Source organism: Nocardia sp. NPDC056611 (assembly GCF_042792755.1).
In the GTDB taxonomy this organism is placed as follows: Bacteria; Actinomycetota; Actinomycetes; order Mycobacteriales; family Mycobacteriaceae; genus Nocardia.
Window position 1 is genome coordinate 25,763 of sequence record NZ_JBHTVV010000002.1, and the last position, 22,849, is coordinate 48,611.

Genomic DNA, 22,849 nt, shown 5'->3' on the forward strand with positions numbered 1-22,849 from the left:
CCACGCCGGTCGCGATATCGCGAACCCATGCCCCGTCGCGGTCCCGTGGGCGGCGTGGACGCCTACAGTTCAATGGTGGAATTGCGGCAGTTGCGGTACTTCGTGGCGGTGGCCGAGGAGCTGCATTTTCGGCGGGCGGCCGAACGCTTGTTCATCTCGACGCCGACATTGAGCCAGCAGATCCGGGCCATCGAGCGGGAGGTGGGCGGCCCGCTGCTGATCCGTGGCAATCACGGGGTGGAGTTGACCGCGGCGGGGGAGGTGTTGCTGAAGTCGGCGCGAAATGTGCTGGAAGCGGCCGAGATCGCGGTGCGGGAGACGCGGGCGGTGGCGCAGCCGGGCAACGCGGTGTTCCGGCTCGGCATCGTGAACGGCGCGCCGCCCTGGCTGCCCGGCCGGATCGAGGCGCTGGTGAAAGCTCGCCAGCCCGGCGTCCGGGTCGCCTTGACCACCGGCACCAGCGGCGATCAGGCGCGGCTGCTCGATCGAAACGAGGTGGATCTCGCGGTTCTGCGGCTGCCGGTCCGCCTGGCCGACCACCTCACCTGCACCCCCGTCGCCGACGAGGAGCTCGGCATCGTCATGTCCCGCGAAAACCCGCTCGCCGCGGCGGTTTCGGTGGAAGCGGCGTGCATCGGGCAGCAGGAGCTCATCATGTTCGCCCGCGACGCGGCCCCGGAAGTCCACGATTCGGTGCTGGCCCAGCTGCGTGAGCGGGGCGCGTCGGTGGTGTTGAGCGACAGCGCCATGAGCCACGCCCAGATGCTGCAACTGCTGCCCCTGCGGCCGCAGTCGATCGGAGTCGGCTCGTCCCGCACGGCCGCGGTCCCCGGCCTGGTGTGGCGTCCCCTTCACCCGCGCCCCCTGGTCATCACCTACGCCGCCGCCTGGCGCACCGCCACCCGGAACCCCCTGCTGCACACCATGGCGGACGCCCTCTCCGGCGGCCTCCGCCTCGTCTCGGAGCGCTCGGCGGGCTGCGCGTCGGACTGAGTCCGGCCGATCTCGACACCGCGCCGACCGCCGATCATGTCGTCCGGCTATTGACTTCTGGCGTGACCCGGCTCACACTCCTAACTGTGTTAGGTGAAACTACGCGCGATAGGAAAGCCGAACGTCGTGAGGCGACTCGGCGGGAGATTCTCGATGTCGCGTGGTCGGTGGCCCGCGAGCACGGCCTGGCGCAGCTCACGCTGCGGGCCGTGGCCGATCGGGTCGGGATGCGCGCGCCGTCGCTGTACACGCATTTCGCCTCCAAGAACGCCATCTATGACGCCATGTTCGGTTCGGCCTGGCTGGAGTACGAGCAGGTGTCCGGGCGGGAGCTGCGGGACCTGCCGAACTCCCCGCGGGGCCGGGTCCGGGTCATGGCGCGATCGTTCTTCGAGTACTCGGTGGCGGACCTGGCCCGCTACCAGTTGATGAATCAGCGCACGATCCCCGGCTTCGTTCCGTCCGAGGAGGCGTTCGCGCCCTCGGTGCGGACCGTCCAGCAGGCGATCGACCTGCTGGGCTCGGCCGGGGTCGCGGACCGCGACGACGTGGAGATCCTCTTCGCCATCATCGGTGGCCTGGTGGATCAGCAGCTGGCCAATGATCCCGGCGGCGACACCCGTCGCCGCCTGCTGGATCGGGCCGTGGAGATGTGGGCCGACGGCGTGGGCCTGCCGCCGGACTCCGAAACATCGGGGCCCGAACCGCATTAGGGGAAGCCATGCGTGACAACCAGACCACAGTGCGCGGCGCCATCGAGACGCCGCTCCAGCCCGGAATCGCCCGCCCCGACGCCATGCGCCTCGCGGCCGACGAATACACCCGCGTCGCCGACGCGGTCGCCGCCCTCGCCCCGGGCGACTGGGAACGACCCACCGAATGCACGGAATGGACGGTGCACCAACTCGTCTCGCACGTGGTGGGCATGGCCACGATGGCCTCCTCACCCTTCGAGAGCCGCCGCCAGATGCGCATCGCGGAGAAACGGCTCGGAGGGGAGGCGGAGATGGTCGACGCGCTCACCGCCCTCCAGGTCCGCGAATTCGGCAGGCACACACCGGCCGAGCTGGTGGCCGACCTCTACCGGATCGGCCCGAAGGCCGCCAAGGGCCGCCGCCGCACCCCCGGATTCCTGCGCCGCCGCCCGATGGCGGGCTCGGAATTGGTCAACGGCGAGCGTGAACAATGGACCCTCGGCTACCTCATCGACGTCGTCCTCACCCGCGACCCGTGGATGCACCGCATCGACCTCAGCCGCGCCACCGGCCGCCCCCTCGCCCTGACCGCCGACCATGACGGCCGCATCATCGACGACGTGGTCCGCGAATGGGCGGCCCGCCACGACAAGCCCTACCGCCTCACCCTCACCGGCCCCGCCGGCGGCACCTGGACCTCCCCCGACCCCGACGGCGAAGCCTTCGAACTCGACGCCATCGAATTCTGCCGAGCCCTCTCCGGCCGAGGAACCACCCCCGCCCCGCTCAGCACCCAGGTCCCGTTCTGACCCTCCGGCAGTGGGATCCAGCCCGGCCCGACCGCCGCCGCCCTGCACACCGGCAATTGACAACGGCCATTGATGAATTGCGCCCAAATAGCTGTTTCCCTTCCGCCCACCCGATCTCTACCGTTTCCCATGCGAGTGACCCCCCAACTCCCGCTCGCACCGCCTCACCCCGAATGAGGCACCCGGGCGCCGCCGACCACCGGGCCCGACCCCCACGGTCGGCGGCACCCACCCGAAGACCCCCACTGTCGCAAGCTGATTGAGCTCGGCGCGCGGACAGCGGCAGTGAGGTAACCGGATCGGCCAGTATTCACCCCGGGCACTGGCCGATCCCCACCTCCGCCGGATTCGACCCGCGCTGACGAATACGCGCTCGCCGAGCAACGCGACAACCACGCGGCGGGTGTCAAAGCCATCGACTGCCTACGCGCCGAACGAAACCCCCAGCCCCCCAAACAGTCCACCCCGCACCACCAGCCGCCGAGCGGCACATCCTGGAGGGGTTTTGTCCAGTTTCACCTCCACCGTGTGCCACTCGGCGTTCGGGTGAGTGTGGGTTCGGCGTGTTGCGCTACCGCGCTGCGTGGGGTGTCGACTCGTCCATCGTCGTTTGCCACTCCTGCGCCCAGTGGGTCAGGGGTGCGAGGCGCTCGACGAGTGCACGGCCGACGCTGGTCAGCCGGTAGCCCTCCTCGTGTTCGACGAGCCGCGCTTCGACGAGCTCGGCCAGCCGGCGGGTCAGCACGCTCGAGGAGAGGTCGCCGCATGCGGTGCGCAGGTCGCGGAACGTGAGGGGGTGTGGCGCTCGATCGAGTTCCCAGATCACCCGCAGTGTCCAACGTCGCCCGATCAGGTCGAACAGGGCCATGCTCGGGCGTCCGGTGGTCGATCCGCGGACCGGGCTTCCCGGGCGCGGCGTTCCGGCCGCCACGTTCACATCTCCTGCGGCGCGGGTGAATCCTCCAGTCGCCGCGCCATTTCCGCGATGGCCGCGCGCAGTGCCCGATACGGGCGCAGGAACAGCGTCACGTGGGTGAGGTGGCCGTCCTCGGAGAGTTCTTCCCTCAGCACTCCCTGGAGTTCCTGGTCGGCGAATCGTGCGGTGAAGGCGAACATCCCCTCCCGGCCGTCGGTCCACTGCCGGGTCTGGTGCACCGAGTCGAGCACCGTCGCGATCGTGGCGAGCAGGTGCGCCGCGCGAGCCCGGCCGTGGTAGTCGGCCATGAGACTTTCGGTCATGCCTCTATTTTAGAGGCACGGCCGGACGGATCGGGGAGATCAGGCGCGGATGCGGTGGCGGCTGGCCCGCAGTAGGCGGACCGGGCGCAGTGCCTGGGGTGGTTCGCCCACGAATTCCGCGGATCCATCGAGGTATCCGGCGATGAGGTCCGTGGCGGAGTGGTCTTCGACGTCGGTGAAGCCCATCGCGCGCAACTGTGCGGCGAGGCCGTCGGGAGTGAAATAGCTGAGCCAGGGTTCGCCGACCGCTGCCGCTCGATGTTCGCGCGCCCGCAGCTTCGTGCGCTCCTCCTCGGTGTCCGCGGCCCGCAGGTAGTCGAAGATCACCTCGACGGGCTCAGATTGGCCGGCGATGTAGTCGAGGGTGGTGCGGGCGGCGGCGGGAGTCAGATAGAAGACGACACCGAGCCACACGAACACGGCCGGATCGGTCCGGACGAATCCGGCGGCTTCCAATCGTGTTGCCAATGAGTCGGTTTCGAAGTCGACCGGCGCGAACGTCAACCGCTCGGGCAGGTCGATGCCGGATTCTGCGAGGCGTTGGCGTTTCCAGGCCTGGGTGGCGGGATGGTCGACCTCGAATACACGCAGACCGGGGTGCGGATTGCGGTAGGCGAAGGTATCCAGGCCCGCGCCGAGGATCACGACCTGCCGCACCCCGGTAGCGACGGCCTCGGCCACACGATCCTCGGCGAAACGGGAACGAGCAGCGAAGAACAAGCGGCGCGGCCGATCACTGACCCCCAGCCGCAGAATTCCGGAGCCCGCATCAGTCCCGGGACGATCCTCCGCGGGCTGCCCGAATTCGGTCAGTTCGTCCACGCTGACACCCAGCAGCCGTGCCGCCACCGGATCGGTGAGAATCCTTGGCCGGTCAGCGATTTGATGGTAGGCGCGGGCGTAGGCAGTCACGAGCGCGGTCCGGCTGGGTCCCTCGTTGTCCATACCCGAGAAACTACTCACGAACACCGTGTGAGCACCCGCGAACTCACCCACATCAGCGACCCCGGGGCCGATGGGGTCCAGCCATCGCGGTGCTGATGCACCGTCGGTGGGTGGCGTCGCGGACCGCGCCGCCGACTCCGGGGCAAAGCTCTCCGGGCCGGCGATGCCGACCTCAACTCGCCGCCGTCAACGCCCTCCACGCCTTTCTGGAACGTGAGCGGACCTGCGGTGCGGCGTATTCGATCCGCCGCCGCGCCTCGGAGGCACTGATCCGCAGCAGATCACTCAAAAGCTCCGCCGTGTCGCGGTAGCCGGTATCGGCGGCGAGGCCGCGCCGCTCCGCTTCGGCGACGGCCGCGACCATGGCCGCACCCAATCGACGCCGGTGGCGTTCGGTCTCGACGAGGGTGCGCAGCAAGTCGACATCAGCCAGTTCCGACCATCCTCGTGCTGGAGCGCCCTGGGCCAGTGCAGTCGAAGGTGTCTTCACGGGAAGCAGGGTATCCCACCTTCGAACATATGTTCTAGTTTTCGTTGGGTTTGGGCACGTCGTGTTCAGGCGGCGCTACCACGGAGTGTTGGTGAGGCCCGTGGGCGCAGTCGATCCCGGGTTGGCCAAATCCCGGTGTCCGAGCAGGTCCGGTTGCGGAACATCCCTGGTTGGCGAGTTAATTGATGGTGAAGCATTCCGGTCCCGCCGGGTCGACCTGTCCAGTGGTCCGAGCGCAATCGAGTGCGCTGGGCGAGGTCGGCCGGTACTACGACAGCGAGGTTGTCATGACCGAGAAATCGAGTGCGCTGGCAACAGCCCTGGCGATTGCGTGCATCATCACCGCCGGTGCGGGCGCGGCCACAGCCGACCCGGCGCCTGCCCCCGGAACGGAGCAACGGACCGAAGCCATGGCCGGCTTCTCCGCCCTACCGTGCCTACCGTGGATCCTCCCGCCCGCCGTCAACGTCAGAGAGTTCTTGATCTGCCTCGCGTAGATCGGCCTCGCTCCGACGACAAGCCGGCCATCACACGACATCAGAGCGGGTCGGGCACCTCGAAGACCTGTTCTCGGGGCGGTCCGGTCAACAACTCGGCCCCCGTCGCGAAGGCTTGCCGCAGGTGCGGGCTGTTCAGATGTGCCTCGAAAGCCGCACGGCTGTCCCAGGTTTCGATCACGACCCAGCTCCCGGGTCGGGTCGGGTGCTGATAGGGCTGGTAACTCGAGCACCCGGGTTCGGCCAGCGACGGCTCGATCAGCGACAGCGCCTGCGCCCGCACCAGATCTTCCTTACCGGGTCGAGCTTGCAGGGTGGATATCGCGGTGACGGTCATGGGCGTGGTCAACCCCGCACGATGGGAATCTCTTCCCGCCGCCCGGGTGGTACTCGGCGGCATCTCGGGTGACCCCCAACGCGGCAAACCGCGGCAACTCACGGGCGAAGTGTGCGATATTCAGCGGCGGGAAAGGAAGTCAGAAAGGGGCCGAGGCTGGATATCAGGCGAGATTGAATCGAGCACGAAGGCGACAACTTCATGACGATCTCCACCGCAGTATCTGGATCACGGCGGAGCAGCACACCCGCGACCGGCCGGCAGCACGAGGAGGCGGCGGTCGGGCACGCTGACACACCACCCGCTACCGGCGTGGATGGTGAGCGGCTGCGTGAGTGTGCGGAGTTCTTCGCTCACCCTGAACTGGCGCACCTGCCCTCCGACCGGGTGAAGACCGCATTGCGCGAGTTCCGGAGTACCGGCACCTACCGGCACTCTGTGGACGAACTCGGCGTCGGCGCCCGGCTGGCTTGGCGCAACCACGATCGTTGCGTCGGTCGAAAGCATTGGCGCGCACTGGAAGTCCTCGATGCGCGTAGCGCACGCACCGCGGCCGACATCGCGCAGGCCTGCTGGCAGCATCTGCGCCGAGCCACCAATGGCGGCGCGGTCCGCTGCTTCATCACCATCGGGCCGCCCGCCGATCCCGAAGGACGGGCATTCCGAATTCTCAACGCCCAGCTCATCCGGTATGCGGGCTATCGAGTTCCCGGCGGCCTGCTCGGTGATCCCGCGAATGTCGAACTCACCGATCTCGCTATGGCCAGAGGATGGCGGCCTCGCAGCCAGGGCCGCTTCGATGTGCTCCCGCTGCTCATCCAGTCGCCCGATGGGCAAGTGCACTTGTTCCCGGTGCCCGCGGATCTCATCCTCGAGGTTCCGCTGACTCATCCCGACCACGCCTGGTTCGGCGACCTCCGCTTGAAATGGCATGCGGTGCCCGCGGTGTCGAACATGGACCTGGAGATCGGCGGCATCAGCTATCCGTGTTCGCCGTTCAACGGCTGGTACGTTTCCTCGGAGATCGGCCGCAACCTCGGCGATTCCGACCGCTACGACATGCTCCCGAGGATCGCCGAGCATGCGGGAATGGACTGCTCGAGCGAGCGGACACTGTGGCGTGACCGCGCGCTGGTCGAGCTCAGTCGTGCGATCCTGCACAGCTACAAGCAGTCTCGCGTCCATCTGGTCGACCACCATACGGTCGCCAAGCAGTTCATCGACCACGTCGAGCGCGAAGCGGATGCGGGCCGAGCCTGCCCGGCCGATTGGAGCTGGATCAACCCGCCCCTGTCGGCGAGTCTGACCCCGACCTTCCACCGGTACTACGATCCGCCGGACCCCCGGCTGCGGCCGGCCTTCGTACGGCGGGCGCCGCTGGACGCGGATGCCCCGGCGGCGGGGTCCCGGTGTCCCAACACATCGGCCGAACCCGCAGCGACGGATGAGCAGTCGGATGAGGATCCGAAGCGTTCGTGGGTGCGGAAGCTGGTGTCATTGCGGCACTGACGTCGGAGACGTACCTCCCGCCTTGGTGATCGCCCGCAACGGTGACTCTGGGGCGGGAGAGTGGTTGGCCGTCTCGACGGGTGTCCGACCCGCGCTGGCGGGTTCGGTCAGCGCGACCGGACCGCGTGCACCATCCAGTTCCTCGGATTCATCCGCCCACCGTCAGGCGAGGAGCTCCGCTTTCAGGTCCGGCCGGTCCCGCTCCTCGGTGAACTCCAGTGCGCGCCCGTACAACAGGTCCACGAAGTACGCGTACGGCGCATCGTCGGCTTCGACGGCCATCATGAACAGCGGCACCAGAAGATCGTTCGCGGATTCTTGCGACCACCTGTAGCCGATCGCCGGGCCGAACCCGTCGAGGATCGGCACCCCGTTTCCCGGCGAGTTGAACCAAACCCCCTCGATCCGCCGCACCATCCACTCGCCGACATAGGTGATGAATTGCTCCGCGAGATCACTGTTTTCGGCCGCGTAATGCCCATCCTCGTCCTGCACGGCGACGTCGATCAGTGAAACGACCCAGTCGAACGCAGCGACGCTGAACCGGTCGTCCAGGGACGGACGCCCATCGCTGCCCCGTACCGCTTCCAGTCTCGGCAACGTCTCGCCGAACAACGACTCGAGCCGGTCATCGATCGCGGCCTGGTCGCTCCACGCGAGCCAATCCGCGGACTGCTGGGCGTCGCTGTCGAAGAATCCGGGGTCCAGGTCGTGGTCGGCCGGAGTAGCGCGTTTCGAGTCGGTCTTCACGTTCCCTCGCATGTGCAAGCCGGAGATGGCGTGTCGGATATTAGACGATCCACTTGGGGTTTCCGTACCGGCAAGCGCAAGAAGTGGTTTCGGCGCCTCGTGGCGGGGAGGTGCGTGGTGGCGCGGGAAGGAAAGGTCAGGGCCAGAAGACGCAGTCGTCGCGGATGGCGAGCGGCTCGGAATCAGCTGCCCGGTGATCTTCCGAGGTCGCACACTGGCCAGGCTCGTCAGCGGCGACAGCGGTGAGGTCTCGGCAAGGTCAGCCGAGGACCGGGAAGTTGGCGCGAATGACGTTGTGCGGATCCCGGTTTCGTTTGATTTCCCGCAACCGCGCCAGGGCGTTCGTATCGAAGGCCGCGGCGGCGGACTCCCCGGGAGCGAGGAACGTGTAGGGCTTGGCGCCGGTGACGCTCGGCCCGAGCGCGCCGCCCAGTCCGCGGATCTGCATGTTGAGCAGCGGTGCGACGGGTGCGTCGATGAGGGTCTTCACCACCGCGTCGCCGAGTTCGGTGAGCAGTTCGCCTCGCGAGAGCGACGGGCTCGGATCGGTGGGTTCGGCGGTGATCTTGCCGATCTCGGCCGGGCCGAGTTCGCCGCGGGTGTCGGCGATGATGCCGTCAATCGTGTCGAGCCGACGGGTCAGGCGCTGTCCCTCGACAGGATCGCCGAGGTAGGCGAAGTCGACGGCGACGGTCGGTGCCGCGCCGGGAATCTGGTAGCGCTACAGCCACACCGACAGCTCGGCGGGTGCGCCGGCGGTGAGATCGGCGAATAGGTCGAAGGCCTCGCGGGTGCGGTCGGCCGACCACATCACCCGCCCGCCGCCCACCCGTATTTCCTTGCGAACCAGCCGAATCCGCCGCCGAGGGTGTATCCGGTCACACCCACGACCGGGTTGCTTCCGGCCAGCCCGGTGAGCCCGTGCGCGGCCGCCGCGGTCTGCACCTGTCCCCACTGCACGCCGCTACCGACCCGCGCCACGCGCTGCGCGGCGTCGATGTCGATGGTGTTGAAGCGGGTGGTGCGGACCAGGATCGCGCCGTCGATATCGCCGGTCGCGCCGTGCCCGGTCGGCTGGGTCACCACCGCGCGACCCGTCTGCCTGGCGTACTCGAGCACCGTCGCCACATCCAGCGCGTCGGCCACCTCGACAACGGCGGCCACGGACTGCGCGACCGCGGTGTTCCATGGCTGCGCCACTCGATCGAAATCGGGGTCGCCGGGCAGGATCACACCGCCTCGGACCGCGGTGCGGAAGTTCTCGAAAGACATTCTCAATCCTCGTTCGTCATTGTCGTGCGGAGTGTGTCTATTGGCCGACGCGGGTCGGTCTATTGGTTTCGGGTGTTGCTCGGCTCGAGGTCGAGGGCGGGTCGGACGTGAGTGAGCAGGAGGTCGAGGAAGCGGTCGGGCCGGCGGAAGGCCGCGAAGTGGCTCGCGTTCTCGATGAGGGCGAATTCCTTGATCGGGGCGCTGACGTCGTCGAAGAACCGCTTGGCCGATTGCGCCGGGGTGATGACGTCGTGTTCGCCTTGGAAGAGGAAGAACGGGATCGAGAAGTCGGTGCCCTCGGCCCATTCGTCGATCGTGACCGATTGCGGGGCAAGGCATTCGGAGAAGCTCATGGCCTTCATGTAGGTGCGGACCTCGCCGAGGGAGTGCAGCGGTGAGGTCAGCAGCGAACCCATGACGACCTTCTTGACGGTGTCGAAGGTGAGGGGGTCCGAGCCGACGGTGTGTTTGTTGTAGTGCGACCACTGCTCGGTCGTCCACGCCGAACGGTCTGCGCCCATGGCGGTGACGGCGGCGAAGTCCTTGTTCTTGCCGGATCCGTCCAGGCGCCGCAGCAGTCCTCGGTAGGCGGTGTGGTCGCGGCCGCCGTCACTGATGTTCTGATCGGTGCCGACATAGGCGGAGAACAACTCCGGGTTTTCGCGGGCGACGCGTAGCGCGATGAACGAACCGAACGAACAGCCCATCAGAACAACCCGGTCGACACCGAGCCGAGAGCGCACGTGCGCGGTGACCTCGAGGGTGTCCAGTTCCAGTCGCCGCAGACTCATCTCGCCCTGCCCGGTGGGCCCGGTCCGGCCGAAAGTCTTTCCAGCGCCGCGCATGTCCCAGCGCACCACAGTGAAGTGGCGCTCCCACTCGCGGGTGCGCCCGGTGTAGATGAGATTGGAAGCACCCGGGCCGCCGTGGATTTCGAGCAGCACCGGATTGCCGCGGTCCTCGCCGCGGATCGAGATCCACTGCTCGATCCCGCCGATACGCACGAACCCGGCTTCGTCGATGCCGTTCTCGGTGGTGATGCGCAGTCGCTGAGCGTACTTCGAGCCCGGGATCCGCATGATGACTCCTTAAACTGTGTATGACATAAACATTTGTGTTTAAGGTATAAACAGTTCTGAGAGATGTCAACACAGGACGTCTGGAGGAACCCCTGTCGTGGCTCGCCGCGGCGACGACAAGTCCTGTGACCTGCATGCTCCTGTTCTGGGGTGAACAACCGCAGCCCACTTGCGGACCCAAGCCGGGACTCGCCGTCGCGGGCATCGCCGCCGCCGGGTCGCTCGCGCCGATGCCGAAGGGCTCGAGGCCGTTTCGATGAACGAGGTGGCCGCGGGGGCGCTGTTCGGCTGGCGGGGCACAGTGCACAGTTCGACCAGGGGCGGGCTGGAAGATTCACCGTTGATCGTGATCGGTGGGCTGCTTACAGTACGAGAGGCTGTCCCAGACAGTTTCGTCGTGTGGTTTGCTCAGGAGGTCTGGATGCGTAGGACTGGAATTCGTCGAACGATGTTCTCGGCGTTGTCGGTGTGCCTCGTGATGACTGCGGGGGCGGCGCGGGCCGAGCCGGAGTTTCCGCCATCGTTCCCGCCGGATCAGAACCAGCTGCCGCGGTTGCCGGCGGAGCCGGATCTGTATGGGCGGCTGCCGATTCCGGTGCCGGACCAGGATCCGTGGTACGACGAGCCTTCGGACCTCGCCGACTACGCGCCCGGGCAGATCGTGCGGAGTCGGGAGGTGCAGACTCGGCTGCTCGGAATCCCGTTCCCGGTGTACACGAAGCAATTGCTGTTCCGGACCAACGATGACCATGACAATCCGATCGTCACCGCCACAACGGTGCTCGTGCCGGGTATCCCGTGGATCGGTAGCCCGCGGCCGGTGGCGTCGTTCCAGGAGGCGATCGATTCCACCGATTCCTCGTGCAACCCGTCGCACACCCTGCAGGTCGGGATGATGAAAGAGTCTCTGCTGCTGCAGTACTGGCTCGAACAGGGGATGGCGATCAACATCCCGGACTATGACGGCAAGGCTGTCACCTGGATCACCGATGCCGAGGGCAATATGGTCTTGGACAGCCTGCGTGCGATGAAGAACGACACCGGACTCGGTCTCGCCGATTCCGGGATCGCGCTCTACGGCTACTCCGGCGGCGGGTCGGCCACGATCCACGCCGCTGAACTCCGGCAGAGTTATGCCCCCGATGTGCGACTGCTCGGTTCAGCTTTCGGTGCCGCGCCGACGAACCTGATGTCCCTGCTGAGCTACGCGACCAACCCCGAGCCCGGCCTCACCGGGGCGGTGAGCTTCGGCGCGTGGATCGGCCTCGCCATGTGGTCACGCGCCTACCCTGAGCTTGCGCCGCGCATCGATGAACTGCTGACCCCCGAGGGCCGTCAGATCCTCGCCGATGTCCAGCATCGCTGCTACGCCACGCTCGCGCTCACCGGCGCCTATCGCCCGGTCACCGAGTATCTGAAAGACCCCGCCACCAAGCTCGAGGATGTGCCCGAATTCGCGGAAGTGCTGGCGGAGAACAGCATCGGCCGCCACGTTCCCGATACGCCGTTGCTGTGGTGGCACGGCATGTGGGACGAGCTCATCCCGCCCAGCATCATCCTGCCCACGGTCGACTCCTACTGGAATCGCGGCGCGGATCTGCGTTTCTACACCGTCCCGGCGCCCGAGCACATCGTCAACGCGGTCATCGGCTGGATCCCCGCCACCGCCTGGACCAGCGCCATCCTGCGCGGCCTGCCACCCGGCCCGGCTTTCAAGGCCGACTACCAGCCGCTACCGCCCGGATTCCCGGGAGCCTGAGAGCGCTCCGCATTGCTCACCAGCTGCCGTCGAAGAAGGCGGACAGCGCAGTCGTGGAGTTCATCGCCGCCGAAGTGTTCGCTGCCAGCAGGACGAGCGAGGCCGGCGACAGCAAGGCGGTGACGATCCCGGACGCGCACAAAAGACGCCTGCTCCGGGTGTCCGCGGACCGCACGAACCTGCTCCACGACACCGCGCTGAGGCCGACGGCGGTGATCGCGAGAATCGCGGCGATGACGGCCATGGTGATGTGGTAACGCGCGAAATCGCGGACCATGTCGTCCACGGTTGGTGTGGCGCCGGTGGATTCGGTCAGCTGCTGCCGGATCTGGTCGCAGGCGGTGGTCAGCTGGGGGTCGTTCGCGCCGGACGGCAGCATCGGCAGCAAGGAGGAGAACGGCGCCACCGCCCCTTGGATGTTCGCGATCGCCACCAGAAGCGCCCCGAAAGCGAACATGCTGACCACCGCACCCGCGGTCGCCAGCGCGGACTGCTGCCCTGCGCCGAGTCCGCCGGCACGCAGATACGCCTTCCACAGCAACGCCGCCAGAGCGACGAGCGTGACGAGCAATAGCACCGCGATCACGCCCTTGACCACATGAAAGCGGAACCAGTAGTCGATGACGCTGGTCAACGCCGGCGGCCGAGTCGAACCACCGGAATTCCAGTACGCCACAAAGCCATCACGCAAAGCCTGCCGCAGCGTGTCCTGATCAGCGAAGCCGCGGTTCCCCGTGTCGGCCAGTGGAGGAGGAGCCAGAACGAGCGCCGCGGCAAGGACCAGCACGAGAGCGGTCAGCGCCCCCAACGCGCGACCGGGAACGATCGTGTCGAAGCGCACCGGAGCCGCCGAGCCGACCACAGATATTCCTTCCACTCGGATCCGACCACCCCTCCCATTCTGTGTGCGATTCACCGGCCCCGCCACGACCGGTGGCAGACTTGTCCGGTGACGGCCCCCAGAATAGAGCGGCACCAACGACTCTCGGATCAGCTGGGAAACCACAGCGACAACGAGCTCACCAAGCTCCTGGACAACGCCCGGTCCGTCAGCGTGGGGGTGGGCGGCAGCGCCGCGGTCCTCGACGTCGACGGCGTACCGGTGTTCGTCAAACGCATCCCGCTGTCCGAGCGGGAGCTGGCCCACACGGCCTCCACCGCGAACCTCTTCGACCTCCCGCTGCACTGCCACTACGGAATCGGCGGGCCGAGCGTCAACACGTGGCGTGAGCTCGCCGCGAACAACGTCGTCACCAACGCGATCCTGGCCGGCGAGACCGAGTCATTCCCCATGCTCTACCACTGGAGGGTGCTGCCGGGCCGCCCGCCGATCGCGGCCGAGCACGCCGATATCGACAAGGCCGTCGCCGCCCAAGGCGGGTCGCGAGCGGTTCGGACCCGCCTGGAAGCGCTGGCCGCCGCCCCGTCCTCGCTGCTCCTGTTCTCCGAATACATCCCTCACGCGGCGGCGAACATGTTGCGCGACAACCCGGTCGACAAGGCCGCGACGATCGAGCGCCGGCTCGCCGAGATCGTGACCTTCCTGCGAGATCACCAGCTGCTGCACATGGATGCCCACTGGGGCAACATTCGCACCGACGGCGAGCGGCTCTATCTCACCGACTTCGGCCTGGCCACCTCACCGCACTTCGACCTGTCGCCCGACGAACGCGACTTCGTCGAACGCCACACCACCCACGACGCCGCCTACGTCGCCATGCGCCTGGTCAACTGGCTGGTGACCGAAGTCTGCGGAATCCCCATGCCCGCCATCGGCGGCCCGGTAGCCCGCAACGAATACGTAATCCACTGCGCCGCAGGTCATATCCCGTCCGACGTCCCGCCCGTGGTGGCCGGCATCCTGTCCCGCCACGCCCCTGCCGCCGCAACCATGAACGCTTTCCTCTGGAAGCTGTTCGACGGTGAACTCCACACGGACTACATCCCCGGCCGAATCGACCCGGCGTTCTCTCGCCGCGGTATCCGGCCGGATGAGTGCGTGTGCGGGGGAGTGCTCAGGGGTGGACGGGTGCGTCCGGTTGGGCGAGGCGGTGGGTGAAGGTGCCGTGGAATCCCCACGGGATGTGGTGGTTGAGCCAGGCGGTGGCCAGGGGGCCTTGTTCGGGGTCGCGGGCGTCGAGAACGAGGAGTTGGGAGCGGTTTTCGGTGAGGTCGTGGTTGAGCGCGAGAAGCCATCCGTCGTCTTCCGCGGAATCGGGGGCGCGGGGGACGAACAGGGGTTCGCCGACCGAGCTGTCACCGAGCTCGCACATCGTGGTGGCGCCGGTGTGGTGGTCGATTTTGGTGATGGCGTTGAACAGTCCGGCGGGGCCACCCGCACCGGCGAGGTAGGTGTAGCGGTGTGCGCGGGTGGAGCGGCGCCAGTCGTACTGCGGGAATTCACCCGCGCGGTTCGAGAGTTCGCGTTCGATGATGGCGCCGGACTTGGTGATCCGATACTGCATGAGCCGTGAGTCCGGGAATTGCGGGGCGTCGGGGGTGTCGAGATTGACCATGCCCGTCATGGCGCGGAAGCGCTCCCACTCGGTATCCAGACGCACCAGTTCGATGACGACGTCGTCCCCGTCGTCGTAGGCGTTGGTCAGGTGCACGTGCAGCAGGGCTTCGTGCTCGACGATGCGTGGACGGCCCCCGTGTTTGGGCACGAGTAGGAATCGAGTGGCCTTGGCGGGCTTGAATTCCAGGGAATCGATGAACGAATCGGTGGCCAGTGCGATCTTGGGGATGTTCGGGAGCACGGGGTCGAGCACGAACACCATGGAGGACCCGGTGAGCGCGAAGTCGTGATTCCAGGGCAGATCCCACAGGGGGACCGTCGCCAGCCGGTGGCACCGTCCCGCGCGGTCGATGCGGTAGGTGCGCAAGCGGGGCGTGGGTAGCAGGTCGAGTCCGAAGTTGTACATGTCGCCGGTGACCGGATCCCACTTCGGGTGCGCGGAGAACGCGCCGAGGAATCCGAGTCGACCGCCGAAGTCGGTGGGGCCCAAGGTTTCCAGGGAGTCGGGGTCGATGCGGTGCGGGTTGCCCATCTCCCACAGGGCCAGTAGCCCACCGGCGTAGTGGACGATATTGGTGTTGGCCACGTTCGCGGGGAGTCGTCCGATATTGGCGAGCGGGCCGCCGGGGATCTGATCACCGACACCGCGGTAGCGCACCCGGTCGCTGGTCTGCCCGTGCTCGAAGTGGCGGGTGCGTACGTAGCGGTTGCGGAAACGCACCGACGAACCGTCGAGCACGAACTGCGAGATCATGCCGTCGCCGTCGAACACGTTGTGCAGCAGGGATTTACCGACCTGGAACTTGCCCGGTCCGATGCGGTACAGGGTGCCGGTCAGCTCGCGGGGCAGCCGGCCGTCGATCTGCTCGATCGTGTAGTCGTGCTCGTCGAGCAGGGGGGCGGTGGTGGCGCGATACGCGGTGAGGCTGGCGGTCATCGCGGATTCTCCTTTGAATCGCTAATCTGATGACAACTGTCATCTGATGACGTATGTCTGCCAATGTAGGGAGGGGTTAGAGTGCTGTCAATGGCCAGATCAGCAACCGCTCGCAGCTACGGCGGCATCAGCGCCGAGGACCGTCGCACCGAACGCCGTACCCGGCTGCTCGCCGCGGCGCGAGAAGTCTGGGGCGAGTCCGGACTGTCCGCGGTGACCGTGCGCGGGGTGTGCAAGCAGGCCGGGCTGATCGACCGCTACTTCTACGAGCACTTCGCCAACCGCGACGAACTCCTCGCCGCCGTCGCCGACCAGCTGCGCGAGGAATTGCTGTCCGTTCTGGTGCGATCCGGTCTGACCGCCGACGGGACCGCCGAGGACAAGCTCCGCGCGGCGTTGGGTGCGTTCCTGCAAGCCATCGCCGACGACCGGCGCATCCACCGCATCATCGCCAGTGATTTCCATGCCGTGCCGGTCCTGGCTCAACGCCGCCGCGAAGTCCTGGCCACCATCACCGACCTCGTCGTTCAGAATGTCCCCGACGCCCTGCCCGGCGACTACGACCCCGAAGCGCTACGCCGCGCAGCCCTGTTCATCACCGGCGGCGTCAACCAGCTCATCGAGACCTGGCTCGACCACCCCACGGACCTGACCGCCGACCAACTCGCCGCGTCCTGCGCCCGCATGTGCGTCAGTGTCGTCGAACAGGCGCGACGCTGACCGCATCGCTACCGATGGGTTCCTCTTTTTCTCGACAGTTGTTCTGCCCCAAGCGAGGTGAATGTCGAAGCGGCCGAGGGCATCAAGGCCCGCAGATCGGGATCACCCCGCAAATGGGCGTGAAAGCCACTGCCGCCGATAGGAAATACCTCGTGGAACCGATGGTCGCGGAGTTTTCCGTTACTCCGCGATCTCGGTTCTCCGGCACCACAGGTATACGGGCAGCCGGCCTTCGGGAGTCTCGATATGTCCGGGTGAGTTCTCGAAATGCTCGTAACCACCGCGGTGCTGGATCTTCACCTCTTCACCCGGTGACGGGAGCGGAACGATTCGAGTGGGAAGGTCGGCCGGTCCGCCTTCGAGGAATGCCATCGGGTCCATCACACGCTCCTTCGGTGCTCGACCAGGTCGGCGTCATTCCTTCGGTTCAGTCTCCGGTGCCGACGTGCCGGACGGTGGTGTCGGGTCCGGGACTCATGATCGTCTCGTGCCCGTCGTCGTATCGGACGCGGTACAACGGAGAGGCTTCCTCTCCCATTACCTCGATAACCTCGGCCGTATGGTCGGGTTGTCCGACAGTCCGGCCGTGAACCAGAAACTGGTCACCTACGCTGGCTTTCATAACGAACCCCTTCTCGGCGAGTGCTGATCCGGTGATTGCTTTCCCGATCCGGCCGCAAAGATTCTGGCGAAAACGGCTATACCTGGAGACTACCGCCGACCGGTCCTCGAAGACTCGTCAAGGTCCTCCCGAATCAGTGCTTCTTCGTGACGGGCAGCGCCTGAACGACCAGCACCACGATGGTGCCGACGACGAATCCGATGACCGCCGACGCGGCCGTGTTCGTCAGCCACGCCATCAGTCCGCCGACGCCGGGGATGGCATCGCGGACAGCCTCCTCGGCGTGGTGCACCCACGCGTACGGTGTGTGCCAGCCGAGCGTGTCGGTGCCGCTGAGCAGAATGTGCCCGCCGACCCAGAGCATCGCGACCGTGCCGATGATCGACAGCGCCGCCAGCAGTTTTGGCATTCCCGTCACCAGTCCGCGGCCGACGACCTGCACGGACGTCGAGGAGCGCTGGGCCAGTGCCAGCCCGACATCGTCCATCTTCACGATGACGCCGACGACGCCGTACACCGCGGCGGTGATGACCACCGCGACGATGGCCAGAATGATCAGCCGCGGGAAGAACGACTGGTGGGCAACCTCGTTGAGGGCGATCACCATGATCTCGGCGGACAGGATGAAGTCGGTGCGGATGGCGCCCGCGGTCATCGCCTTCTCATCGGCGACGCCCTCGGATTCGGGGCCGTGGCTGTCGTGGTGCAGGAACCGGCCCAGCACCTTCTCGGCGCCTTCGAAGCACAGGTAGGCGGCGCCGACCATCAGGATCGGCGTGAGCAGCCACGGCGCGAACTGGCTGAGGATGAGAGCCGCCGGAAGAATGAAGACCAGCTTGTTGCGCAGCGATCCGATGGCGATCCGCTTGATCATCGGAAGTTCGCGGTCGGCCGTGATGCCCTGCACGTACTGCGGTGTCACGGCGGTGTCGTCGATGACCACACCGGCGGCCTTGGCGGTCGCCCGCCCGGTGGCCGCGCCGATGTCGTCGAGGGAAGCAGCCGCGAGCCGGGCCAGCACGGCCACGTCATCGAGGAGTCCGAACAGGCCTGCACTCATGCCTGGCAGGTTACCGGCCCGGCCGCTGGGATCGGCTATTCGGACATCCCCGCCGGCTCCGCCACCCCTCGCCCGCCGCCGATCATCGTGCCCGGTCGCGCGTCAGGGCTTCGGTGGCGACCAGCCCGCGTCGAGCAACTGCTTTGCCAGGTCGTCCGCCTGACGGATGCCCGCCTGGAACGCCGCCGGCCAGCTGGTGACGACGTCCGGAGTGGTGTCGAACCCATCGATGATGTCGAGTGTGGCCGCGTCGGGGCTGAAACGGACCACGGTGCCTGCCACAGTGGCCGCGAGTTCGGCCTGAACCAGTTGCGGTGGAAAACGGTGTGCCAACGGTTCTATCAGGAGAAGGACGTCCGAGTCCGCGGCGAGGTCGGCGTTGGTGGGCGACCACACCCCGCCGTCGATGTAGTAGCGGTCTGCGACGACGACGGGCGGGAAGGTACCGGGAAAGGAACGGCTCGCCGCGACAGCGGTGGCGACACTATGACTCCCCATACCGCGATCCTAACGACGTTCGCGGTCGTCGCCGGGCGTTGCGCGAAGTCGGCCGCGGGGCTGCGCCGGCATGGACAGTCGGATCACGCTCGGCCGGTGTCGATGTGGCTGACCGTGCCGTCGGGGCCGGCCGTGCGTTGCCGGCGGGTGCGCATCTGGCCCAGGTGTCGTTCCGGTGGTCGGCGACCGAGGTCAGGGCGTTGTCGGATGCGGAGATGACGCGTGCGGAGCTACCCGCTGCCACCACCGGAAGTCGAGCCGCTCACGCTTCAGTGGCGTGGCCCGCTCGCTCGCGGTCGCCGGCGTGTCTGTTGAGGAATTCCACTTCGACGCGCAGCACGTCGGTGTGGTCGAGACCGCCCGCGTACACGTCGTAGTGCCCGCCGCGGCTGCGGTAGAGCTCGCCCCGGGGAGCTCGGGCGGCGGCCCGGGTGGCCGGTCCGGTCGGAGCCATCGAGTCGGTTTCGGCGACGACCATCAGCAGGGGGCAGCGGATTCGACCGGCCGCCAGGACCGGACGGTGCACGGCGATGTCGAGCAACGAACGCGCGGTGATCCGATTGGGCCACGGCTCGCCGTCCGCCGGGGTGAGCCGATCCAGCCCATCGAGCGCGTCATTGGTGGCGATCACGCCGTGGCTGCCGGGTCCGACGCTGACCGGCAAGTACCTCGGCGGCTTGCCCGCGATGCCCGCGAACAGGTCGGCCACCGCGGTGGCGGTGAGCCGCAGCGCGCGAGCCGGGGGGACCTTCGCCATCCCGGCCGGGCCGTCGACGAGGGGGCATTGCGCGATGGCGCCCGCCAATCCGGGATCGTTGGCGGCGACATCGAGGATGTGCATGCCGGCGAAAGACGTTCCCCAGATGAACAATCGGTCGTTGTCGATCGACTTGTGGCGGCGCGCCCAGGACAGCGCGGTGCGGTAGTCCTCCCGCTGTCGGCGGATCGACAGGAGTTCGCGCGGTGTGCCGCCGGACCGACCCCAGTGCCGGTAGTCGAACACGAGGACGGCGAAGCCGTTGTCGGCGAAGACTTCCGCGAACGGCGCGAGTCCGGCGGCTTTGACTCCGCCGATGCCGTGGGCCATCACCACCGCCGGGTGCGGTCCCGGTGTCGACGGTAGGTAGAGCCAGCAGTCCAGTTCGGTGTCCGCGCCGGCCGGGATACGCACGTGCTCTCGGGTGAAGCTGGTCATCACAGGTCCTTGGCTGTCGAGTCGAAAGTGATGGTGCCGCCCGCGGATCGGGCGAGATCGGCGCCGAACAAGGCGCCGGGAGTGAACGCGCCGGGGCGGCCGTCGCCGTCGGCCAGCCGGGCCGCGACCCGGGCCGCCACGCGGCTGGTGAACGCGTAACCCTCACCGGTCCGCAACCACGCCTGGCGGGTCTCCCCGCCTTCCCATTGCGCGTACGCGTACGCCCACGACGTATCGCCCTGCGCGCTCGGCGGGGTCAGTTTCCAGCGGTCGATGAGCCGGATCACGCTGCGCCGCACCGCATCGACCCGCAGGATCGCGCCCACGACCGGCAGCACGGCTCGGGTCGCGCGGCCGGTGGGCACCTCGCTGGAGGTCGCGATCACGTCACCGGCGCCGGAGGCGCGGAGCGCGGCTTCCAACTCGCCGGTCGGTACCGCCACCGTGGGACGCGTCGTCCCGTCGGGCAACGGGATCTGTTGCAGGTGCGCCCCGAGCCGCGTCCGCTCGAGGCGGCCGCCGCGGTAGATCAGCCCGCCGGTCGCCGCGGCGTCCACGACGCTGGCCAGGACCGCCGGTCCCAGGCCGTCGACGACAGGCATCGCCGCGACCCGGACCCGGGTCGGGGCCGGGCGTCCCGCGCACAGCTCGCATACCAGCGCCTCATTGGCCAGGACGCCGAATCCCGCACCGGTCACCAGCGTCGACCCCGCGGCTCGGGCCGCCGAATCCAGCTCCAGCAACGAACGCACGGGCTCGAATTCGTTGGCCAGATCCACGTAATGACAGCCCGCCTCCACACAGGCTCGCGCGGTCGGGACGGTCGTCGCACCGAATGGCCCGACCGTGTTGACGACGACATCCGGCTTGTCCGCGGTGATGCGGCCCGCCGGATCGTCGGTGACCAGTGTCCGCGGCGGTGGCCCGCCCGGCGTTTCGGCCGCGGCGGCGGCCGCGGCCAGCCGTTCCGCATTGCGGCCGACCAGCACGATCTGGTGGCCGCCGGCGGTTAACTCGGCACTGATGCTGCGTCCGGCGCGGCCGGTCGCGCCGATGATCCAGATTTCGCCCATGGGACATACGCTACAACTTGTAGCGTATGTACGGCAAGGGTCATTCGCTACACTTCGTAGCGTATGTCTGAGAAGAAGAAGTCCGCCGCCATGGGCCGCCCTCGAAACACGGCCCTGGATGCCGCCATCACCGCCGCCGTCGAACAGTTACTGCTGTCAGACGGCTACAACGCGGTGACCGTCGACCGGGTCGCCACCCTCGCCGGTACCACCCGCACCGCGCTGTACCGCCGCTTCCCGGGACGCGTCGCACTGCTCACCAGCGCCATCGCCGCGCACTTCGGCACCGACCCCGCGCCCGACACCGGCAACCTGCGCGACGACCTGATCGAGCTGCAACGCCGACAGGTCGAGTTCTTCCAGACCCCGGTCGTCGCGGCGGGTATCGCCGGACTGCTCGGCGATCTCGGCAGCGACCCCCGGTGGAGCGCACTGTTCCACGAGGGCTTCATGGCGCCGCGCCGCCGCTCGACCGAGGCGATGTTCCAACGCGCCGTCGACCGCGGCGAAATCCCACCCTGCACCCACCCCGCCCTCGTCTCCGACATCCTGACCGGGCCGCTGCTGCTGCACGCCATGCTCCCGGCCACCGGACCGCTCGACGACGCCCTCATCACAGCCACTGTCGACGCCGCCCTGCACCTGCTGAACAAGGGCCTGAGCGACACGTAATCCACTGTGCCGCAGCGGTGCCGGACGACCGGATTTCGGCGGCGAGCCAGTCGCCCGGCATATTCGTGGTCGCCGACCGCCCACCGCGCCACCGCCGAGAACAGTGGTGCCGCAACGAAGTCGGCGACCGCGAAGCCGAATTCACGCCCGTGCGGGCGTTCCGCCGCTAGCGCGCGCGGGCCCCGGATCGAGTGGGGGTCAGACGGACGACACCGCTGTAGGGCTGGTCGCCGGGCGCCCGCGGGTCCGGCTGCTGGGCTTCGAGTTCCTCGGGGGAGCCCGGGAGCGCGAGCCGATCGAAGCGAGCGGCGGCGACGACAATCGATTCGAGGTAGGTGGCGTCCCAGCCGAGGTGTTCGAAGTAGGCGACACCCTCGGCGGGCAGGAAGGTCCACGGTGCTCGCCGCAGCAGGCCCTCGTTGCGGTCGGTCATCAGGTGCGCGACACCGGCCGAACTGACATCGAGACACCATCCGGCGATCTCGGGCCGGGTCAGCGCCGCGGACAACGCGGTCACGTCGGTCTCGCGCAGGTACATCACCAATCCTTCGGAGATCACCAGCGCCTGGCGTACATCGGTCAGCGCCGAGTCGAGATACGTTGTGACAGCGACGGAATCGGTGACATCCAGGGCGGTCCTGGTCAGCCGGCACCGCGGTGTCTCCGCGGCGAGCACCGCGTTCTTCTCGGCGATCAGGCCGGGCAGATCGGCTTCGATCCACCGCAGCTCGGCCGGTAGATCCATTCGATACGGCCGGGCGTCCAGTCCCGCGCCGAGATTCAGCACGAGATCGCAACCGGCCGCGACCGCCTCGGCGATCTGGTCGTCGATCAGCCGGGTGCGGGTGACCAGGAACCAGTCGTCCGCCATCGACTGCCCGGCGGCCGCCGCGATCTCGCGGCCGCGCGGACCGGCCAGGCGGTCGGCCAGCGGGTCGCGGAACAACGCGTCCGGCCGGGCGGATTCGATCGCGCGGTGCGCGGCCACCCACCGCGCGGTATCGGACACATGAGTGACCAGTGGTTGCAACGACATTCGGCTCAACTCCTTCGCCCGCCCGATCGGTATCGGGTGCCCTCTACATTTATAGAGGATCGAGGCGGGGGATCGGGTGTGGGTTGTGCCACGCCGAGGAGACCTGGTGCCGCGATCGTGCTGGTCACCGTGCGCAATCTCGAA

26 protein-coding genes are annotated in these 22,849 nt (G+C 67.7%); 8 read left to right on the forward strand and 18 right to left on the reverse strand.

Annotation, left to right across the window (positions count from 1 at the left end; all coding sequences use genetic code 11):
• Window positions 1–27: 27 nt before the first annotated feature.
• The 3 genes from ACFRAQ_RS08320 to ACFRAQ_RS08330 all read left to right on the forward strand — a co-directional run bounded on the left by ACFRAQ_RS08320 (window position 28) and on the right by ACFRAQ_RS08330 (window position 2,497).
• The gene (locus tag ACFRAQ_RS08320; protein WP_379096002.1) at window positions 28–993 is read left to right on the forward strand and encodes a LysR family transcriptional regulator; all 966 of its coding nucleotides are present in this window, start codon (window positions 28–30) and stop codon (window positions 991–993) included.
• Between the two features lie 86 nt (window positions 994–1,079).
• Window positions 1,080–1,706 (forward strand): TetR/AcrR family transcriptional regulator, encoded by a 627-nt coding sequence (locus tag ACFRAQ_RS08325; RefSeq protein WP_379096005.1) that lies wholly within the window; start codon window positions 1,080–1,082, stop codon window positions 1,704–1,706.
• Between the two features lie 8 nt (window positions 1,707–1,714).
• Entirely contained in the window at window positions 1,715–2,497 is a 783-nt protein-coding gene (locus tag ACFRAQ_RS08330; RefSeq protein ID WP_379096008.1) for a maleylpyruvate isomerase family mycothiol-dependent enzyme, read from the forward strand.
• Window positions 2,498–3,068: 571 nt separating this feature from the next.
• Here ACFRAQ_RS08330 and ACFRAQ_RS08335 read toward each other — a convergent pair.
• From ACFRAQ_RS08335 to ACFRAQ_RS08355, 5 genes are all read right to left on the reverse strand, one after another.
• Complete coding sequence (locus tag ACFRAQ_RS08335) at window positions 3,069–3,365, reverse strand: winged helix-turn-helix transcriptional regulator (protein ID WP_379096011.1); 297 nt, start codon at window positions 3,363–3,365, stop codon at window positions 3,069–3,071.
• A 65-nt stretch (window positions 3,366–3,430) separates the two neighbouring features.
• Window positions 3,431–3,736, reverse strand: coding sequence for a hypothetical protein (locus ACFRAQ_RS08340; RefSeq protein ID WP_379096014.1), 306 nt, complete (start codon window positions 3,734–3,736; stop codon window positions 3,431–3,433).
• Between the two features lie 39 nt (window positions 3,737–3,775).
• Complete coding sequence (locus ACFRAQ_RS08345) at window positions 3,776–4,681, reverse strand: class I SAM-dependent methyltransferase (RefSeq protein ID WP_379096017.1); 906 nt, start codon at window positions 4,679–4,681, stop codon at window positions 3,776–3,778.
• A gap of 172 nt (window positions 4,682–4,853) precedes the next feature.
• Window positions 4,854–5,171, reverse strand: coding sequence for a DUF222 domain-containing protein (locus ACFRAQ_RS08350; RefSeq protein WP_379096020.1), 318 nt, complete (start codon window positions 5,169–5,171; stop codon window positions 4,854–4,856).
• Window positions 5,172–5,708: 537 nt separating this feature from the next.
• Complete coding sequence (locus tag ACFRAQ_RS08355) at window positions 5,709–6,017, reverse strand: putative quinol monooxygenase (protein ID WP_379096023.1); 309 nt, start codon at window positions 6,015–6,017, stop codon at window positions 5,709–5,711.
• Window positions 6,018–6,317: 300 nt separating this feature from the next.
• Between ACFRAQ_RS08355 and ACFRAQ_RS08360 the strand changes: the two genes are divergently transcribed.
• A complete protein-coding gene (locus ACFRAQ_RS08360; RefSeq protein WP_379096026.1) occupies window positions 6,318–7,514 on the forward strand; it encodes a nitric oxide synthase oxygenase in 1,197 nt (398 codons plus the stop codon).
• A 162-nt stretch (window positions 7,515–7,676) separates the two neighbouring features.
• On the opposite strand, the gene ACFRAQ_RS08365 is transcribed toward ACFRAQ_RS08360, so the two are convergent.
• The 4 genes from ACFRAQ_RS08365 to ACFRAQ_RS08380 all read right to left on the reverse strand — a co-directional run bounded on the left by ACFRAQ_RS08365 (window position 7,677) and on the right by ACFRAQ_RS08380 (window position 10,615).
• Window positions 7,677–8,477, reverse strand: a complete 801-nt coding sequence (locus ACFRAQ_RS08365; RefSeq protein WP_379096029.1) for a hypothetical protein — start codon at window positions 8,475–8,477, stop codon at window positions 7,677–7,679.
• 46 nt (window positions 8,478–8,523) lie between these two features.
• Window positions 8,524–8,757: a hypothetical protein gene (locus tag ACFRAQ_RS08370; RefSeq protein WP_379096032.1), complete on the reverse strand. Its 234-nt coding sequence runs from the start codon at window positions 8,755–8,757 to the stop codon at window positions 8,524–8,526.
• 317 nt (window positions 8,758–9,074) lie between these two features.
• Window positions 9,075–9,536, reverse strand: coding sequence for an FAD-binding oxidoreductase (locus ACFRAQ_RS08375; RefSeq protein ID WP_379096035.1), 462 nt, complete (start codon window positions 9,534–9,536; stop codon window positions 9,075–9,077).
• Window positions 9,537–9,595: 59 nt separating this feature from the next.
• Window positions 9,596–10,615, reverse strand: coding sequence for an alpha/beta fold hydrolase (locus tag ACFRAQ_RS08380; protein WP_379096038.1), 1,020 nt, complete (start codon window positions 10,613–10,615; stop codon window positions 9,596–9,598).
• A 478-nt stretch (window positions 10,616–11,093) separates the two neighbouring features.
• Between ACFRAQ_RS08380 and ACFRAQ_RS08385 the strand changes: the two genes are divergently transcribed.
• The gene (locus tag ACFRAQ_RS08385; protein WP_379096041.1) at window positions 11,094–12,374 is read left to right on the forward strand and encodes a lipase family protein; all 1,281 of its coding nucleotides are present in this window, start codon (window positions 11,094–11,096) and stop codon (window positions 12,372–12,374) included.
• A gap of 16 nt (window positions 12,375–12,390) precedes the next feature.
• On the opposite strand, the gene ACFRAQ_RS08390 is transcribed toward ACFRAQ_RS08385, so the two are convergent.
• Complete coding sequence (locus ACFRAQ_RS08390) at window positions 12,391–13,236, reverse strand: hypothetical protein (RefSeq protein WP_379096044.1); 846 nt, start codon at window positions 13,234–13,236, stop codon at window positions 12,391–12,393.
• 87 nt (window positions 13,237–13,323) lie between these two features.
• Here ACFRAQ_RS08390 and ACFRAQ_RS08395 point away from each other — a divergent pair, with 87 nt between their 5' ends.
• Window positions 13,324–14,433: a serine/threonine protein phosphatase gene (locus ACFRAQ_RS08395; RefSeq protein ID WP_379096047.1), complete on the forward strand. Its 1,110-nt coding sequence runs from the start codon at window positions 13,324–13,326 to the stop codon at window positions 14,431–14,433.
• Here ACFRAQ_RS08395 and ACFRAQ_RS08400 read toward each other — a convergent pair.
• Window positions 14,390–15,829: a carotenoid oxygenase family protein gene (locus ACFRAQ_RS08400; RefSeq protein ID WP_379096050.1), complete on the reverse strand. Its 1,440-nt coding sequence runs from the start codon at window positions 15,827–15,829 to the stop codon at window positions 14,390–14,392. The genes ACFRAQ_RS08395 and ACFRAQ_RS08400 overlap by 44 nt on opposite strands.
• Window positions 15,830–15,919: 90 nt before the next feature.
• Here ACFRAQ_RS08400 and ACFRAQ_RS08405 point away from each other — a divergent pair, with 90 nt between their 5' ends.
• Entirely contained in the window at window positions 15,920–16,549 is a 630-nt protein-coding gene (locus ACFRAQ_RS08405; RefSeq protein ID WP_379096053.1) for a TetR/AcrR family transcriptional regulator, read from the forward strand.
• Window positions 16,550–16,729: 180 nt separating this feature from the next.
• Here the strand turns inward: ACFRAQ_RS08405 and ACFRAQ_RS08410 are convergent, their stop codons facing one another.
• From ACFRAQ_RS08410 to ACFRAQ_RS08435, 6 genes are all read right to left on the reverse strand, one after another.
• Entirely contained in the window at window positions 16,730–16,930 is a 201-nt protein-coding gene (locus tag ACFRAQ_RS08410; protein ID WP_357093310.1) for a DUF5988 family protein, read from the reverse strand.
• Between the two features lie 46 nt (window positions 16,931–16,976).
• Window positions 16,977–17,171: a DUF1918 domain-containing protein gene (locus ACFRAQ_RS08415; protein WP_379096056.1), complete on the reverse strand. Its 195-nt coding sequence runs from the start codon at window positions 17,169–17,171 to the stop codon at window positions 16,977–16,979.
• Between the two features lie 133 nt (window positions 17,172–17,304).
• Window positions 17,305–18,231, reverse strand: a complete 927-nt coding sequence (locus ACFRAQ_RS08420; RefSeq protein WP_379096059.1) for a DUF808 domain-containing protein — start codon at window positions 18,229–18,231, stop codon at window positions 17,305–17,307.
• A 102-nt stretch (window positions 18,232–18,333) separates the two neighbouring features.
• Window positions 18,334–18,729 (reverse strand): patatin-like phospholipase family protein, encoded by a 396-nt coding sequence (locus tag ACFRAQ_RS08425; RefSeq protein ID WP_379096062.1) that lies wholly within the window; start codon window positions 18,727–18,729, stop codon window positions 18,334–18,336.
• A gap of 262 nt (window positions 18,730–18,991) precedes the next feature.
• Window positions 18,992–19,924, reverse strand: coding sequence for an alpha/beta hydrolase (locus ACFRAQ_RS08430; protein ID WP_379096065.1), 933 nt, complete (start codon window positions 19,922–19,924; stop codon window positions 18,992–18,994).
• Window positions 19,924–20,997 (reverse strand): saccharopine dehydrogenase NADP-binding domain-containing protein, encoded by a 1,074-nt coding sequence (locus ACFRAQ_RS08435; protein WP_379096068.1) that lies wholly within the window; start codon window positions 20,995–20,997, stop codon window positions 19,924–19,926. The genes ACFRAQ_RS08430 and ACFRAQ_RS08435 overlap by 1 nt, the downstream gene beginning before the upstream one ends.
• Before the next feature lie 63 nt (window positions 20,998–21,060).
• Here ACFRAQ_RS08435 and ACFRAQ_RS08440 point away from each other — a divergent pair, with 63 nt between their 5' ends.
• A complete protein-coding gene (locus ACFRAQ_RS08440; RefSeq protein ID WP_379096071.1) occupies window positions 21,061–21,669 on the forward strand; it encodes a TetR/AcrR family transcriptional regulator in 609 nt (202 codons plus the stop codon).
• 166 nt (window positions 21,670–21,835) lie between these two features.
• Here the strand turns inward: ACFRAQ_RS08440 and ACFRAQ_RS08445 are convergent, their stop codons facing one another.
• Window positions 21,836–22,705: a class I SAM-dependent methyltransferase gene (locus ACFRAQ_RS08445; RefSeq protein WP_379096074.1), complete on the reverse strand. Its 870-nt coding sequence runs from the start codon at window positions 22,703–22,705 to the stop codon at window positions 21,836–21,838.
• Between the last annotated feature and the right edge of the window lie 144 nt (window positions 22,706–22,849).

Coding starts and splice junctions, on each gene's coding strand:
- ACFRAQ_RS08320 (WP_379096002.1), top strand. CDS start 28: ATGCCCCGTCGCGGTCCCGTGGGCGGCGTGGACGCCTACAGTTCAATG.
- ACFRAQ_RS08330 (WP_379096008.1), top strand. CDS start 1,715: ATGCGTGACAACCAGACCACAGTGCGCGGCGCCATCGAGACGCCGCTC.
- ACFRAQ_RS08335 (WP_379096011.1), bottom strand. CDS start 3,365: ATGGCCCTGTTCGACCTGATCGGGCGACGTTGGACACTGCGGGTGATC.
- ACFRAQ_RS08340 (WP_379096014.1), bottom strand. CDS start 3,736: ATGACCGAAAGTCTCATGGCCGACTACCACGGCCGGGCTCGCGCGGCG.
- ACFRAQ_RS08345 (WP_379096017.1), bottom strand. CDS start 4,681: ATGGACAACGAGGGACCCAGCCGGACCGCGCTCGTGACTGCCTACGCC.
- ACFRAQ_RS08375 (WP_379096035.1), bottom strand. CDS start 9,536: ATGTCTTTCGAGAACTTCCGCACCGCGGTCCGAGGCGGTGTGATCCTG.
- ACFRAQ_RS08380 (WP_379096038.1), bottom strand. CDS start 10,615: ATGCGGATCCCGGGCTCGAAGTACGCTCAGCGACTGCGCATCACCACC.
- ACFRAQ_RS08385 (WP_379096041.1), top strand. CDS start 11,094: ATGACTGCGGGGGCGGCGCGGGCCGAGCCGGAGTTTCCGCCATCGTTC.
- ACFRAQ_RS08400 (WP_379096050.1), bottom strand. CDS start 15,829: ATGACCGCCAGCCTCACCGCGTATCGCGCCACCACCGCCCCCCTGCTC.
- ACFRAQ_RS08405 (WP_379096053.1), top strand. CDS start 15,920: ATGGCCAGATCAGCAACCGCTCGCAGCTACGGCGGCATCAGCGCCGAG.
- ACFRAQ_RS08410 (WP_357093310.1), bottom strand. CDS start 16,930: ATGGACCCGATGGCATTCCTCGAAGGCGGACCGGCCGACCTTCCCACT.
- ACFRAQ_RS08415 (WP_379096056.1), bottom strand. CDS start 17,171: ATGAAAGCCAGCGTAGGTGACCAGTTTCTGGTTCACGGCCGGACTGTC.
- ACFRAQ_RS08420 (WP_379096059.1), bottom strand. CDS start 18,231: ATGAGTGCAGGCCTGTTCGGACTCCTCGATGACGTGGCCGTGCTGGCC.
- ACFRAQ_RS08425 (WP_379096062.1), bottom strand. CDS start 18,729: ATGGGGAGTCATAGTGTCGCCACCGCTGTCGCGGCGAGCCGTTCCTTT.
- ACFRAQ_RS08430 (WP_379096065.1), bottom strand. CDS start 19,924: ATGACCAGCTTCACCCGAGAGCACGTGCGTATCCCGGCCGGCGCGGAC.
- ACFRAQ_RS08435 (WP_379096068.1), bottom strand. CDS start 20,997: ATGGGCGAAATCTGGATCATCGGCGCGACCGGCCGCGCCGGACGCAGC.
- ACFRAQ_RS08440 (WP_379096071.1), top strand. CDS start 21,061: ATGTCTGAGAAGAAGAAGTCCGCCGCCATGGGCCGCCCTCGAAACACG.
- ACFRAQ_RS08445 (WP_379096074.1), bottom strand. CDS start 22,705: ATGTCGTTGCAACCACTGGTCACTCATGTGTCCGATACCGCGCGGTGG.